At 57.8% G+C, this 14,920-nt stretch carries 12 protein-coding genes; 1 reads left to right on the forward strand and 11 read right to left on the reverse strand.

Annotation, left to right across the window (positions count from 1 at the left end; translation table 11 throughout):
• Positions 1-4: 4 nt before the first annotated feature.
• From AC0B60_RS10905 to ald, 6 genes are all read right to left on the reverse strand, one after another.
• Complete coding sequence (locus AC0B60_RS10905; protein ID WP_465085825.1) at positions 5-847, reverse strand: carbohydrate ABC transporter permease; 843 nt, start codon at positions 845-847, stop codon at positions 5-7.
• A complete protein-coding gene (locus AC0B60_RS10910; RefSeq protein WP_465085866.1) occupies positions 844-1,716 on the reverse strand; it encodes a carbohydrate ABC transporter permease in 873 nt (290 codons plus the stop codon). The genes AC0B60_RS10905 and AC0B60_RS10910 overlap by 4 nt, the downstream gene beginning before the upstream one ends.
• A gap of 125 nt (positions 1,717-1,841) precedes the next feature.
• Positions 1,842-3,062 (reverse strand): ABC transporter substrate-binding protein, encoded by a 1,221-nt coding sequence (locus AC0B60_RS10915; RefSeq protein ID WP_465085867.1) that lies wholly within the window; start codon positions 3,060-3,062, stop codon positions 1,842-1,844.
• Between the two features lie 81 nt (positions 3,063-3,143).
• Entirely contained in the window at positions 3,144-4,550 is a 1,407-nt protein-coding gene (locus AC0B60_RS10920) for a carbohydrate porin (RefSeq protein ID WP_465085826.1), read from the reverse strand.
• A 331-nt stretch (positions 4,551-4,881) separates the two neighbouring features.
• Complete coding sequence (locus AC0B60_RS10925) at positions 4,882-5,454, reverse strand: glutathione S-transferase family protein (protein ID WP_465085827.1); 573 nt, start codon at positions 5,452-5,454, stop codon at positions 4,882-4,884.
• Between the two features lie 29 nt (positions 5,455-5,483).
• Positions 5,484-6,596, reverse strand: coding sequence for an alanine dehydrogenase (ald, locus tag AC0B60_RS10930; RefSeq protein ID WP_465085828.1), 1,113 nt, complete (start codon positions 6,594-6,596; stop codon positions 5,484-5,486).
• Positions 6,597-6,755: 159 nt separating this feature from the next.
• On the opposite strand from ald, the gene AC0B60_RS10935 reads away from it, so the two are divergent.
• A complete protein-coding gene (locus AC0B60_RS10935; RefSeq protein ID WP_465085829.1) occupies positions 6,756-7,571 on the forward strand; it encodes a dienelactone hydrolase family protein in 816 nt (271 codons plus the stop codon).
• Between the two features lie 165 nt (positions 7,572-7,736).
• Here AC0B60_RS10935 and AC0B60_RS10940 read toward each other — a convergent pair whose 3' ends face one another.
• From AC0B60_RS10940 to cysZ, 5 genes are all read right to left on the reverse strand, one after another.
• Entirely contained in the window at positions 7,737-7,943 is a 207-nt protein-coding gene (locus tag AC0B60_RS10940) for a cold-shock protein (protein ID WP_007154967.1), read from the reverse strand.
• Between the two features lie 239 nt (positions 7,944-8,182).
• On the reverse strand, positions 8,183-8,563 hold the full coding sequence (gene crcB / locus AC0B60_RS10945; protein ID WP_317307647.1) for a fluoride efflux transporter CrcB: 381 nt from the start codon (positions 8,561-8,563) through the stop codon (positions 8,183-8,185).
• Positions 8,564-8,642: 79 nt separating this feature from the next.
• On the reverse strand, positions 8,643-11,096 hold the full coding sequence (locus AC0B60_RS10950; protein ID WP_465085868.1) for an acyl-CoA dehydrogenase: 2,454 nt from the start codon (positions 11,094-11,096) through the stop codon (positions 8,643-8,645).
• A 103-nt stretch (positions 11,097-11,199) separates the two neighbouring features.
• Positions 11,200-14,064, reverse strand: coding sequence for an RNA polymerase-associated protein RapA (gene rapA, locus AC0B60_RS10955; protein WP_465085830.1), 2,865 nt, complete (start codon positions 14,062-14,064; stop codon positions 11,200-11,202).
• Between the two features lie 35 nt (positions 14,065-14,099).
• On the reverse strand, positions 14,100-14,855 hold the full coding sequence (gene cysZ, locus AC0B60_RS10960; protein WP_465085831.1) for a sulfate transporter CysZ: 756 nt from the start codon (positions 14,853-14,855) through the stop codon (positions 14,100-14,102).
• Between the last annotated feature and the right edge of the window lie 65 nt (positions 14,856-14,920).

Here is a 14,920-nt window from a genome sequence, read left to right on the forward strand (position 1 = left end):
TTAGTTAACCTTTGACCGCGCCCGCCGTCAGGCCGGACACAATTCGACGTTGAAAAATCAGTACCAGGACCACCAGCGGCACGGTGACAATCACCGATGCCGCCATCAGGTGCCCCCAGGGCAATTCGTGCTGGGACCCACCGGTAATCAGAGCGATAGCGACCGGCACCGTGCGCTGGTCATCCGTCAGGGTGAAGGTCAGCGCAAACAGAAACTCGTTCCACGCGGCGATAAACGCCAGCAGGCCGGTTGTCGCCATGGCCGGCCCCATCAGCGGAATAAACACCTTGAAAAGCGTCACCATCGGCGAAGCCCCGTCCACAATCGCGGCTTCCTCAAGCTCCTTCGGCAATTGCCGCATGAACGTGGTCAGCACCCAGACCGTGAACGGCAGGGTAAAAATGGTGTAGGAAAACACCAGCGACAGTGGATCGTTATAGAGGTTGAAGGCACGGATCACCTCAAACAGACCAGACAGCACCGCCACCTGCGGGAACATAGACACACCGAGGACAATCATCAGCACAGTGCCGCGGCCCCGGAAATGCACCCGCCCCAGGGCGTAGGCGGCGGTGAGGCCAAAAAACATGGCAATGGCGACCGCCGACGACGCCACCAGCACCGAGTTCCAGATACTGGTCACGAACGACCCCTCTCCCAACACGGCCTGGTAGTTCTCCAGATTGAAGGAGGTGATCCAGTAATCGATGCTGAACAGCTCAGAGCCACGTTTGAACGACGTCACGATGGCGTAGTAGAAGGGAAACACCGTGAATAGCATGATGGCGGTGAGCAGTATCCCGAAGCCCGTTTTGGCGGCTATTTTTTTCAACAGTTTGCGGTTCATGCATCACCTCCGAACTGCTTTCGCCCCAGATAGAGATAGGTAATGGTCAATAGGGCAATGATCAGGAACAGCACTGTTGAAGCCGCCGAGCCGTAGCCTACATCCTGGAACTCCACCAACTGCTGGCGAGCGTAGACCGACATGGACATGGTGTCCTCGCTGTTGGAGGTGAGCACGTAGATCACGTCGAACACCCGCAGCGCATCCAGTATCCGGAAGATAATGGCGACCATCAGCGCCGGGTAGATCAGCGGCAGGGTCACGCGGAAGAACACCCGCACCGGATGAATACCGTCCACCTTCGCCGCCTCGTAACAGTCCGAGGGCAGCATTTGCAGCGCCGCCAGGGTCAGAAGCGCCATGAAAGGGGTCGTTTTCCAGACATCCACCATGATCACCGCCCACATGGACAGATCCGAGTTGGCGGTCCAGTTCAGAGGGTCGGCAATCACGCCGAGGGTCATCAGCAGGTCGTTGATGATCCCGAACTGGTCGTGGAGCATCCAGCCCCACATCTTGGCCGACACAATGGTGGGGATGGCCCAGGGAATGAGTGTCGCGGCACGTATCCAGCCGCGCCCGCGAAACTGGGCATTCAGCGTCAGCGCGATAATCAGCCCCAACACGGTTTCGGCCCCCACCGACACCACCGTGAAGAACAGCGTGTTCCAGACCGCGCGCCACCAGCTCGGGTCTGCCAGCACGCCATACCAGGCGCCATTGTCGTACACCAGGTAGTTTTCGAAGCCGATCAAGCTGTAGGTACTGATGTCCGAGAAACTGGCATCGGTAAAGCTGAACCAGATGGTCCGCATCAGGGGCCAGCCGGCAACCGCCGCCAGAACCACCAACATCGGAATCAGGAACATCCAGGCAGCACGCAGGCGCTGACGATGCACCCGATTATGTCGCCGTTTAGGGGGAACGGACCGGGCGAGTGGTGGCTCGCCCGCATCCGCATTTGCCGGAGTAACGGTGGAATCTGCCATGATCATTACCAGCCGCGACGACCAAGCCGCTCCAGTTGGCGCTCAAGATCACTCAACGCTTTTTCAGGCTCGGTCTTGCCGGAAAGCACATCGTGGGTGGCGTTGAAAAAGGCGTTACTGACACGGCCGTACTGATCGCCGGTTGCCGAAGAGGGCCGGGGGACACCGTTCTTGAAGGTCTCGAACAGTTCACCGAAGAACGGCACCGCTGCAAGCACTTCCTCATCACGGTACAGGTCTGGAATGGTCGGGTTGTAGCTGCCCTCAATGGCACGGCGTTTCTGTTCTTCGTAGCTGGTCAGGAAACGCACCAGGTCGGCCGCTTCATCAACGTTTTTCGAGTATTTCGACACCGCCAGCTGCCAGCCACCCAAGGTGCCGGCGTGCCGGCCGTCCTTTCCACCTTTGGGCAGTGCGACCACGCCCACCTTGCCCTTGACCGGACTATCCTCGCTTTGCGCCAGGCTCCAGGCATAAGGCCAGTTGCGCATATACAGCGCATTGCCGGACTGAAAAACGCCCCTTGCCTCTTCCTCGGTGTAGTTCAGGACACTGCGTGGAGAGATGCCGTCAATCCAGGTGCTGGCCAGCGCTAACGCTTCTGCGGCCTGTTCATTGTTGACGGAGACCTCGCCCTGATCATTCACTACGGTCCCGCCGTTATGGCTGGCGATCCACTCGAGCGCATTGCAGGTCAGCCCCTCATAGGCACGGCCCTGCCAGACGTACCCCCAGAAGCGGTCGTTACCGGCCTTGCGCTCCTTGGCCATAACGGTTTCGGCGGTACTGGTTAGTTCCTGCCAGGTCTCGGGCGCCTCCAGATTGTATTTTTCCAGGAGGTCCTTGCGGTAATAGAGCACGCCGGCGTCCGTAAACCAGGGCATGGCCACCAGGCTGCCGTCCACCGTATTGTTCTCTACCAGCGCATCGAAGTGATTGCTTTCTGCTCCGTCCGTGTATTCAGACAGATCAACAAGGTGGCTGGCCAGCATGCCCGGCCAGACAACGTCGATCTGGAAAACATCCACGTCGCCCGACCGAGCGGCGAACAACTGCTGGTACAGCGACAGGCGTTCAGTGGCAGAATTGGGCGTGGAGACCACCTTCACCTCATGGCCGGTTTCCTCGGACCACGCCTGAGTGCCCTCTTCACACAGTTGCTTCTCTGCACCAACGGCGCCACAAGAAATAGTGATGGTTTTTGCCTGCAGGCCGCCGGCCAACATACTGGCGGCAACGCCTGCCAGGACCCACTGAAATCCAAGAGATCTGAACATAGTGCTTACCTCATCTTGTTGTTGTCGGACTCAGAACCAGATTTCCATCTGAGTACCAAAAGTCCACTGGCTGCCGCCAAAGTCTTCCTGGCCCAGGGCATCGCCGCCGTCGTAGCGGTTAAGCTCGTCGTCCCAGGTGGAGTAGCTGGCGAAGACACGGATTTCCGGGCGGTTCCAGAAACCGCCAACCTGCGGCTTGAACGTTGGTGCAATGGTGAAACGAGCATAGTCGCCATCGACGTCACCACGGCCTTCATAGCCTTCGGTTTGCAGGTCCATCACCTGCCAGGAGGCCTCGTACTGCATCTCGAAGTTGGCACCCAGTTCGTTCGCCAGGCGAGTGTTGAAGGTCAGCCATTGGTACTCGTCCCCTTCCACATAACGATCCTTACTAGTTTCCGCCATGATCATCGGGGCAAGACGCCATGCATCGCCCAATCGAGTGGTACCGTAGACTGCAACCCGGGTACTGTTGGCATCCTCATGCAGATTGCCATCGGCGCCGATGTTCTTGACCTCAGCACCCAGGCCCTGGCCGTGCAGCAGCGCGACCTTGAAGTTGCCTTCGGAAACTCCGAAAAAACTGTCGCCATGGTAGGCCAGCATGGTGTTCACACCGGTATCGGCCGCTTCCATAGCGCCATCAACGATACGCTCCTCGTTGTCCGCCGCGGACATGCCGTTGATCATCCATTGCACGTTGCCAAAATAGTTATTGGCAGTGAGGATCAGGTTGTCGGTGTCCGAAGTGCCGTCGGTAGTATTGGGGTCGGATGGAAAGTCCAGAAAACTGCGGCCGTATAACGAAAAATTGGACGTTACCGAATCGCTGAAAGCCACGTCGTAGATGCCGGCACCAGTACCAGCCAAAAAGACGAAATCACTGTCGAGCCAGTGGATGTCGAAATTGTCCCGGTCAAAACGCTTGCCGGCCCAGATCGAGGCGTCCTCAAAAATACCGGTGAAGCTGGCCAGGTTGCTGAACTCCACATACGCCTGGCGCACGTTCAGGGCGCCGTCGCCAGCGGTCCAGTCGTTACTGGAGGTGGTGGAATCGGCGATCATCAGGCGGTAATGGGCCTTGGTGCCGTTGTCCGCCACAGTTTTGTAATTGAGGATGGCTTCCAGGTAGGTGTCCGGTTCGTTACCCAGCCGGCCCACGGCACCGCCCACAGAACCGGCGGGGGTCAAGTAGGGGCTGCCAGGGGCGCTCTTGCCCTCTTTGTTCAGCAGAAGCCCGGAGCGGGCGTAAGTGTTGAAGGAGAAACCCTGCTCACCACGGGCATGGGGCTCAACATCCGTCAGTTGCGCTTCAAGGGCAGACAGGCGCTCTTCCACGCTTCCCTGGGCGTGAAGATCAAACGGAAGCCCTGCGGTCACCACCAGGGTCAGTGCAGCCGCCATGGGATGATGGCCAGGTGCTTTATGAAAAATCATCGTTGGAACCTCGTCTTGTTTTTGTAAGGTCTGATTTCCATACAGCTTTTACGCTGGCAACTTAATGCATTAAGTTCAAGATTAAGAAAATCCTGTCTTCAGAATGATCATCACGACATCAATGTATCAAGTGCTTTGAATGCGTATTTAGCTGTCATTTCACTTAATCATTTCCTGCCGGCTGCATGTCTAATGCACACAAACTTAAATGATTAAGTTATGACCAACCATAATCACGATAGATAGGACCTGCAACCTTGCGGGGAACTTAATTTCAACTTAATTTTCGCAGGCTGAAGGCAGACCAGGTGAGCCCCGGCCTGCCGAAATACTACGCCTTTCTCGGGTCGGTGGCGGCGATAAGCGGTTGATCGCGATACTGGTCTCTGAAACCGAGAAGACTCTCAACACCGGTAAAATCCACCAGATCCCGGAAATCGATCCAGTCCACCAGACAGTAGAGGCAGATGGCCGGGTAGTTCCACTGAGAAAACTGACCGTCGTCCACCATGGCCGCCAGGGTTCTGAACGTCATCATGATGCGCTCACGCTGGAGGTTGAAAAACATCAGGTCTTCGCTGGTATCCACGCCAGATCGTGCCGACAGCAGCAGGATCACTGCGGAGTCGTTGGCGGCGTCAATCAGAGTCAGCTGGTTTTCCTGATCCCAGGTCAACGGCGCCAGGCCCTGTTTTTCGCCGACGTAGCGGGCAATCACCCGGGAATCGTAGACCTCCTGATTGTCATCAATCAGCATGGGGATTTTCAGCGCCGGGTTATTGCGCCTGAGCTCGTCCCTGCCCTGACCGTAGATGTCGAGGTTCACGAATTCATGGTCATTGTCAGCCAACAGCAGCCTGATACGACGAACATAGGGGGAGGTGGTGGAACCGATCAGTTTCATGAGATCTCCTTGGTTGAATGGCGTTACGGTCAGAACAGGTTTTCAGGATCTGCAAATTCATAGCCGGTGGACTCCGCCACCTCGCGAAAGGTGACCTTGCCCTCGAACACATTGAGGCCGTTGCGCAGATGTGGGTCGTCTTTCATCGCCCGTTCCGGTCCCTTGTTGGCCAGGGCGACGATAAACGGCAGTGTTACATTATTCAGTGCGAGAGTGGAGGTTCTTGCCACCGCGCCCGGCATATTGGCAACACAATAGTGCACTACCCCATCCACGACGTAGGTAGGCGCGTCGTGCGTGGTGGGTTTCGAGGTTTCGGTACACCCACCCTGATCAATGGCCACATCCACCATCACGCTACCTTCAGGCATGCGGCTGACCATATCGCGGGTTACCAGCTTGGGCGCGGACGCTCCGGGAATCAGCACACCACCGATCACCAGGTCCGACTCGGTCACCGCTTCCTCAAGGGTCGCTGCGGTTGAGAACAATGTGCTAATGCGATTGCCATAGAGATGGTCGAGGTTTCTCAGGACATCCATATTACGATCGAGCACCGTTACATGGGCCCCCAGGCCAATAGCCATGGCCACCGCGTTTTGCCCCACCACACCACCGCCAATCACGGTTACCTTCGCTGGACTCACACCCGGCACACCGCCGAGCAGCACACCCCGCCCGCCAAGGGATTTCTCCAGGCAGTGGGCACCAGCCTGAATCGACATTCGCCCCGCCACTTCCGACATCGGGGCCAGTAGCGGTAGCCGCCCGTGGCTGTCGGTGACGGTTTCATAGGCAATACAAGTCGCCCCCGATGCCACCAGGTCATCGGTCTGGGCCTGGTCTGGCGCCAGGTGCAGATAGGTGAAAAGCGTCTGGCCGGGCCTCAACAAAGCTCGTTCTCCCGCTTGGGGCTCCTTGACCTTGACGATCATGTCGGCGGCCTCAAACACGGCCGCTCCACTCTCCAGAATCTCGGCCCCCGCCTTCACATAATCGTCGTCTGTGAAGCCGATGGCGGCGCCAGCATTTTTCTCAACGCAAACACCATGGCCATGGCCACACAGTTCGTGGACCGCTGCCGGTGTCATTCCTACCCGGTACTCTTGATTCTTGATCTCCTTCGGTACGCCGATCTTCATGACTGACCCCTTGAATCCGTGAGGTAAACAATGTCTCATCCCGTAAAGTGTAGTAAAAAGGTCTGACGCCGGCAGTAGCAATTGAATGCATCGGTTTGATGGGCCTCGGCATAAAACCCGAAGCAATCCACGCAATCGACCCAAACGGAGCAGGAACCAATGAACAGGTACAGGCACGCCCTGGCGACAACGCCACTCTCACTCGCAGCAGCCCTTACACTGGCAAGCGGACAGGTGACAGCCGACATGCAGACTGAAACCGTGGAATACACCGTAAACGGCGAAACGTTTACCGGCTACATGGCCTACGACGACGAAGCCGATGGCAAGCGCCCCGGCGTTCTGGTGGTTCACGAATGGTGGGGGCACAACGAATTTGCCCGTGAACAGGCGGAAAAGCTGGCCGCCGCCGGCTACACGGCGTTTGCGCTGGATATGTACGGCTCGGGCAAACTCGCCGAGCACCCCGAAGACGCGCAGGCCTTCATGAAGGAAGCGACCAAAGATATTGATCAGGTCAAGGCTCGCTTCATGGCTGCCAAGGAGTTACTCGCACAGCACGACAGTGTCGACGGTAGCAAAATTGCCGCCCAGGGTTATTGCTTTGGCGGTGCCGTGGTACTGAACATGGCGCGCCTGGGCGTGGATCTGGATGCCGTGGTCAGTTATCACGGTGCGCTGGGCAGCCCTATCAAGGCCGAAGCTGGCAAAGTGCAGCCTCGGATTCACGTCTACACCGGTGGCGCAGACAAGATGGTACCTTCGGACCAGGTGTCCGGCCTGGTAAAAGAAATGCAGGATGCCGGAGCTGATCTGACCCTGGTCAGCTTCCCCGGTGTCATGCATTCGTTCACCAACCCGGGAGCGGATCAGGTCGCCGAGGAATTCAATATGCCCATCGCCTATGACAAGCAGGCAGCGAAACGCTCCTGGGAGGGCACCCTGCGGCTCTACGAAGACGTTTTCAGCGACTGACAGTATATCCCTCAGAGGGCATCTTCTATGATGCCCTTCACTTCCTCCCCGCCCCCATTCCACGTCCGGCAGGGGATGAACGATGTCATGTTGGGTGGGAATCACAAAATCCACCCACAAAAAAAGGCAGCCGAAGCTGCCTTTTTGGCGGTGTCCTACTATCCGTTAGATAGCAGTAACGTTTTCCGCCTGAGGACCTTTCTGGCCCTGGGTAACGGTGAACTCAACCTGCTGGCCTTCTGCCAGGGTCTTGAAGCCGCTGCCCTGAATTGCGCTGTAGTGAACGAATACGTCCGGGCCGCCTTCACGAGTGATAAAGCCAAAGCCTTTTGCTTCGTTGAAGAACTTAACAGTGCCGGTAGTAGTAGACATACTTAAACTTCCTGAAATCAATCATTTTATCTTGCCGCCAAGCCATCATCGTGATGCCTGATCAGCGTTTACGGAAATACAGAATTCGCGGAATCAAAAACAGGACGGTCACTACTAACTGCGGAGGTACGTCTTATTCATGAAAGCTTTACTGAATCTTTCCTACGCAAATAACTCTACTCTTTGTTTTTGGGATTGCCAAGCGTATTTTTAATTTATTGAGTACGTAGAGTTACCCATCATCCCCGGACCAGGCCGAAGGTGTAAATTCCCAGCGCTGTCATGAGGATAGAGCCAACAACATGGGCCAGAATTCCAGCCAGGGCCATGCTCCATTTGCCCTCCTGAATGGCGGAAAGCATTTCCAGAGAGAAGGTGGAGAAGGTGGTCAGGGCGCCGCAAAGGCCGGTAATGGCGAACAGGCGCCATTCCGGTGCTAACGACGTGCCGTGAACGAAATAGCCAATCAGCAGGCCGACAAGCCAGCCGCCGGAGAGGTTGGCCGCCAGGGTGCCGTAGGGAATGGCGTGGTAGCTGCTGTTGAGCCAAAGGCCCAGGGCCCATCTCAGGTTCGCGCCGATGACGGCCCCGGTGCTTACCGCCAGGATTGATAGCCACATTCTCCGAGTTACCTCCTGGTTTGGTGCCTGCCGGATGTTGCCATCCGGCGCCCTTCAATCCAAACCCTAGTACCGTCTGTCAGGCCGGGTTGTGGTCGATCAATGTGTCCTTATTGCGGGCGAACTCGTCGAACGGGAAGTCGTCGACGGTCAGCATTTCCAGGACGACCGCCTCGTAATCACGCATAAACTCGGCCTCTTCCTTGGTGAAAATGTCTGCCTCCAGAGCCGCTTCAAAGCGTTCCTCGGGGTGCAGGGCATCCATCGGAAGCTGCCCCTTGGCGTATGCTTTGGTGACTTTGCGGTAAAGCTGCTCCGCCTTGTCGTAGTCCTTCAACAAGTGGTTGTATTGCGCAATGGGATTCTCCACTGCGCCTTTTCCTTCACCAGCCGTTGTCCAGGCTCCGGCCAACAGCTTTTCCCGTACCGGACTGTCGGTGGAGATGGCTTTTGCCAGTTTGCGGGCCAGATCATCATGGGGTTGGTCCCAACGACGGCCAAGGGGCATGGTGATGGCACGCAAGGCCATGGCTACCGGGCGGTTGGGGAGGTTCTGGAGGAATTCCTCCATGGCGGTTTCCGCTCGATTCAGCAGCAACGCCATGCTGTATTCCATCAGGTCGCGCTCACCGTCAACGGACTGGGACTCATGCCAGTTCTTGAGCACCATGGAAGCCAGGTAAAGGTTGGCCAGCACATCGCCCAGGCGGGCGGAGATCAGCTCACGCATTTTCAACTCTGAACCCAGCGTGGTCATCGCAGCGTCCGCGCACAGACCAAAGGCCGCGCTAAAGCGGGCTACGCCTTGAGCGTATTTGCGAGCAGCATGGTCAAACGGCACATCGGCCCTACCAATCCCCAGGGCCTGGGTGAAGGCGCGGGCGGCATTGCCAAAGATCAGCCCGGCGTGGCCGAAGAACGCATCGTCGAACGCATCGATGTCGTCGTTGTCCTTGGCCGCCAGTTCCTGGAGCACATAGGGATGACAGCGGATCGCCCCCTGGCCAAAGATCATCAGGCTGCGGGTCATTATGTTGGCGCCTTCCACGGTGATGGACACCGCCGCACCACTGAAGCCGATACCCAGGTAGTTGCGGGGGCCAAGGGTGACCGTTTTACCACCGTGCACATCCATGGCGTCCGTCAGGACACCGCGCTGAAATTCGGTCAGGTGGTACTTGAGGATCGCCGACGGCACCGCCGGTTTTTCGCCTTTGTCGATCATGTTCGCGGTGTGATTCACCGCCGACTGGGCAATGTAGGTCTTGGCAGCAATGCGCGCCAGCGGCTCCTGAACGCCTTCCATATCAGCCACCGGGGTATTGAACTGGCGGCGAATGCGGGTGAAGCCGCCAGCAGTGCCCACGGAGTAGGCAGCCGCCCCGGCCGCGCCGGATGGCAGGGTAATGCAGCGGCCAACAGACAGGCACTCAACCAGCATGCGCCAGCCCTGACCGGCCATTTCCTGGCCACCGATGATGTAATCCAGCGGAATGAAAACGTCAGTACCCTTGATGGGGCCGTTCATAAACGGGGTACCGATGGGGCAATGCCTGCGGCCTATTTCCATACCTTCGGTATTACGGGGAATCAGCGCACAGGTAATGCCGTAGTCCTTGGTATCGCCCAGCAATCCGTCGGGGTCGAACATGCGGAAAGCGAGACCAACCACGGTGGCCACCGGCGCCAGGGTAATCCAGCGCTTCTCGAAGTTGAGTCGCAGGCCCAGCACTTCTTTACCTTCAAACTCACCCTTGCAGACCACACCGGTATCGGGCAGTGAAGTTGCGTCAGAACCCGCGCGCGGCCCAGTAAGGCCGAAACAGGGAATTTCGCGACCGTCCGCCAGGCGAGGCAGGTAATGGTTCTTCTGCTCATCCGTTCCGTACTTGACGAGAAGTTCGCCCGGGCCCAGGGAGTTGGGCACGCCTACCGTAACCATCAGCATTTCGTTGGCCGCCAGCTTCTGCAGCACCGCCGTCTGTGCCTTGGCAGAAAAGTGCAGGCCGCCGTATTCCTCGGGAATGATCATGCCGAAGAACTTCTCTTTCTTGAGGAAGTCCCATAGCTCTTCCGGCAGGTCAGCACGTTCAACCGCCAGATCCCAGGCATTGCACATCGAGATCGCCTGGGTGCACTGATTGTCCACGAACGCCTGCTCTTTTTCGGACAGGCCCGTGTTGCGGTTGATCAGCAGGTTGTGCCAGTCCGGACGACCAGTGAACAGCTCACCATCCCAGCTCACTGTGCCGGCCTCAAGAGCAACTTTTTCGGTGTCGGAAACCTTCGGTGCCACTTTCTTGAACATCGCAAACACCCGCGGCGTCAGCCAGCTGCGGCGGAACCCGGGAAGGCCTGCCGCTGCGGTAACCGCAGCACCTATAAACAGAATCAGCGCTAGCCACCCTGATGCGAGGACCAGCGACAACACGCCGGTTACTACCATGACCCCGATAGCGGGTTTAGCACCGGATTCCTTTCGCATCACAACAAGGAGTCCGGCAACAGCAACAAGAAACAGTATGAAAGTCATCATGGATACTCTCTGTCGTCCGTCGTTTTAAGTGTCGAAAACTACAATTTGTTACGTTTAACCTACCTGATCAGATGAATCCTGACCAGCAACTGGTTCACCATCAGGCAGTTACAATCACGCGAATACCTTCCAGTGATAGCGTGGCTTGCCCCAACGCCGTTTCCGCCGCCGCCATTTGCGCGCGGAAAAAGTCGATTTCGCTATCACGAATGGCGGGGTTCACCTTTTTCATCGCTTCAAGACGCTGAATTTCGGGCCCAAACACGTCCCTGACCTGCGCCAGAGCCGAGGTTTTCAGGGGCTCAAGATGCGGCTCGGCAAGATGTTCAGCATGATCCACCATGGTTTCAACTTGCGGGCGAATCTGCGGCACGATCGCCTGGGCTGTACGCCTGCGGATGTTCGAGCACATATCGTTGAGCCTGTCGTGGGGCAACGTTGCCGACAGGTCACGCCCGTTCACGTCTACCAGCAGCCGCAACGGCGAGACCGGCAGGTAGCGGGACAATTGCAGCGATTCCGGTGCCGGGCAATGCACGGTATACAGGGCCTCCAGCAACAGGGTGCCGGGTGGCAGCGCCTTAACCGTCATACTGGCCAAAGCCGCCTTACCCAGCCCGGAACTGGTGACCGATTCCATGACCCCGGTTACCAGCGGATGCTCCCAGCTCATGAAGGCCATGTCTTCGCGCTCAAGGGCCTGCTGACGACTCCAGGTAACGGTCAAACCGTCTTCCGGCAGTTCGGTCACATGTCCGGCCTGGTATTGCTCACCTGGTCTCAGCACGTCGGCGTGCTCGGAATGATCCTCGACCTCAACGCCGAGGATATCGCAGGCCTCCATTATATAGTCACGGACCTGGGCAGACTCTTCCTCCGATTCGATCTGACCTATCAGCGACTCTGCCACGTCCGGGCGACAGGAATTGAGCTCGATGAGCGCATCTCGGCCGTTTCGCAGCAAAGTCCGCAGCCGTTCGGCCTCCGCCAGCGAAGCGTCCACCAGTGCCGGTAACTCATCTGTCGCACCGTCGATCACGGTCTGCCACTGCCCCGCCACATGGTCATGGACTGCAACACCCACCGAGCAACTCTCGTTAAAGGCATTCAGGCCTTCCTCAAACCAGCGGTACTGAACCTCCTGGGCCGTTCCCTGCAAGTAGGGGATATGGATATCGATGGTGTCGGTCTGGCCGATACGATCGAGCCGGCCGATGCGCTGTTCCAGCAAGTCCGGGTTGGCGGGCAGATCGAACAGGATCAGGTGATGGGCGAACTGGAAATTGCGGCCCTCACTGCCAATTTCCGAGCAGATCAGCGCCTGGGCCCCCTGTTCCGTGTCGGCGAAGTAGGCTGCGGCCCGGTCCCGCTCGATCAGACTGAGATGTTCGTGGAAGGCGGCGCTGCGGATACCCGCGCGTAGCTGCAGATAATGTTCCAGGGCCATGGCGGTCGAGGCATGGGCACAGATTACCACCACCTTGGCCGGCTTCAGGCCGGTCAGGGTTTTCTCCAGCCAGGCGACGCGGGGATCATCCGCCAGCCATTGTTCCTCGTCCACGGCCGTTTCGGGCGTCAACCCGGCAAGTCCCAGGCAAGCATCGCCCTGCTGATAGAGTTCCGGGCAGGGTAACGCTAAAGGTAGCGGATGGCGTTCCGGGAACCCCTTGATGGCTGCACGGGTGTTCCGGAACAACACCCGACCGGTACCGTGACGGTCCAGCAATGCGTCAATCACGGCCTGTTCCGGCTCTTGGGATGTCATCAACCCTTCCAGCTCATCACCCAGCCAGCCCTTGAGGGCATTCCGGTCCGCATCCGAGAGAGCGGTTATGCCTTGCTCACGGATATGGGAAACCACCCGGTTGATGACTTCGTACTGTTTTTCCTCTTCCTGGAAGGTCTCCAGATCGTGAAAGCGTGCCGGGTCCAGTAACCGCAGGCGGGCAAAATGGCTGGCCACCCCCACCTGCTCCGGCGTTGCGGTTAACAGCAGCAAGCCTTTGCTGGCTTCTGAAAGCTGTTCAACGAGCCGGTATTCAGGACTCGCCGCTTCCGGGCTCCAGGCCAGGTGATGGGCCTCGTCCACCACCATCAGGTCCCAACCGGCGGCAATGGCGTCCGCCTGAGCCTGTTCGCTGGTCATCAAGAAATCCAGGCTGCACAGTGCCAGCTGCTCGCTTTCAAAAGGATTTTCGTCGGCATCAGTCAGGTCGTCATCCTCTTCCGACAGCCCCTCAAGATCTTCCATGGCCTCATACCGGCTGCGATCGATGATCGAGAATCGCAGGTTGAAACGCCGCAGCATTTCCACCAACCACTGGTGCATCAGCGAATCCGGCACTACGATCAACACGCGACGGGCGCGGCTGGTGTGCAGCTGGTAGTGAAGAATCAGGCCGGCCTCAATGGTTTTGCCCAACCCCACTTCGTCCGCCAGCAAAACCCGGGGTGCGTAGCGCGTGGCCACTTCATGGGCAATGTAGATCTGGTGCGGCAGGTGCTGCGTGCGTGCGCCGATCAGACCCTGGGCCGAGGATGCCCGCAACCGGTCCAGATGCTGCGCGGTTGCCATCCGCAGGCGAAACGCGCCATTACGATCAAACTGGCCGGCAAACAGCCGCTGGTGGGGGGCGGAAAAGTCCACCGAACTGCTGAGTTTTACCTCGGAAACCTGAGTCAGGTTTTCCCCGCCGTCATCGGCGTGATACATCAGTACACCACCGATATCCTCCACCGCCCTCACGGTGTAGCGTTCGCCGTCGAAGGTCTCGATAGCCTCGCCAATCTGGTAGATGATCCTCGACAGCGGGGCATTGTCGATGGCGTAGGTGCGCTCCTCATCCGCCGCCGGGAAACCCAGCGTCACACGGCGGCCTGAGATGTCCGTGACAATACCAAGGCCTAGCGCGGTATCGCTGTGGCTAACCCAACGCTGACCAATTACAAATTCCGATGTATCCAAGAAACCTCCGACAGATTTAACTCACCGTAACTGCTTTATACGTCTGTGTTCGAGGGACCGTTCTCACGCACCCAAAAGGCCGTAGCACCACAAACCGCCGCCGGCACCACCACCAGATTCAGCACCGGCACCATGGCCGCCAGTGCAACCGGCAGGCCAAACCCGAGGGCCGACAGGCGGGTGTCGCCCAACAGTCGCCGCAAGGCCGGGAAACTGACCCGATGGTTGTCCGCGGGGTAGTCCACATACTGCAGCGACATCATCCAACAATTGAAGACGAACCACAGCACGGCTGCCACCAGGTTGACCACCGGAATAACACCGATGATGAAAAGGCCAATGGCCCTGGGCAGGTAATACAGGATCTTCTGCACCTCCCGCCAGAGAGAACGTGGGATGTCCTGTATTATCTGGCTCCAGCCGTCATCGGTACTGACCTCCTGACCGGTCAGGTGCTTTTCCGTCAGCTCCGCCAGGTAACCGTAGAAAGGTGAGCCGATCAGGTTCGCCAGAATCACGAACCCATAAGCCAACATCAACAGGATGACGGCACCGTAGAGAATCCAGAACAACCAGTCGAGACTTTGCAGCCAGGCCCAATCCGGTAACCAGCTCATGGCTGTGGCAATCATCGCGGCAAAGAGTTCAGCCAGAAAGTAGAACAGGAGGCCGAATAACAGAATATTAATAACCAAGGGGATAACAACGAACAGTCTCAGTCCAGGCTGTCGTATCAGCCGGAATCCTTCTCCAAGGTAACCCAGGCCGCGGAAAAAATTACCTTTCAACATACCTCGCAGCACCTCAGCTTCGATGACAGTGACGGGGCGCAAAGCATATCATGTTGCAAACTCCA

The organism is Marinobacter sp. V34 (assembly GCF_055524115.1).

Bases quoted from the DNA above. Each gene is read 5' to 3' on its own strand.
- crcB (WP_317307647.1), bottom strand. From the start codon at position 8,563: ATGTGGCTATCAATCCTGGCGGTAAGCACCGGGGCCGTCATCGGCGCG.
- AC0B60_RS10950 (WP_465085868.1), bottom strand. From the start codon at position 11,096: ATGACTTTCATACTGTTTCTTGTTGCTGTTGCCGGACTCCTTGTTGTG.
- AC0B60_RS10910 (WP_465085866.1), bottom strand. From the start codon at position 1,716: ATGTTCCTGATTCCGATGTTGGTGGTTCTGGCGGCGGTTGCCGGCTGG.
- AC0B60_RS10915 (WP_465085867.1), bottom strand. From the start codon at position 3,062: ATGTTGGCCGGCGGCCTGCAGGCAAAAACCATCACTATTTCTTGTGGC.
- AC0B60_RS10940 (WP_007154967.1), bottom strand. From the start codon at position 7,943: ATGTCTACTACTACCGGCACTGTTAAGTTCTTCAACGAAGCAAAAGGC.
- AC0B60_RS10935 (WP_465085829.1), top strand. From the start codon at position 6,756: ATGAACAGGTACAGGCACGCCCTGGCGACAACGCCACTCTCACTCGCA.
- AC0B60_RS10920 (WP_465085826.1), bottom strand. From the start codon at position 4,550: ATGATTTTTCATAAAGCACCTGGCCATCATCCCATGGCGGCTGCACTG.
- ald (WP_465085828.1), bottom strand. From the start codon at position 6,596: ATGAAGATCGGCGTACCGAAGGAGATCAAGAATCAAGAGTACCGGGTA.
- AC0B60_RS10905 (WP_465085825.1), bottom strand. From the start codon at position 847: ATGAACCGCAAACTGTTGAAAAAAATAGCCGCCAAAACGGGCTTCGGG.
- cysZ (WP_465085831.1), bottom strand. From the start codon at position 14,855: ATGTTGAAAGGTAATTTTTTCCGCGGCCTGGGTTACCTTGGAGAAGGA.
- AC0B60_RS10925 (WP_465085827.1), bottom strand. From the start codon at position 5,454: ATGAAACTGATCGGTTCCACCACCTCCCCCTATGTTCGTCGTATCAGG.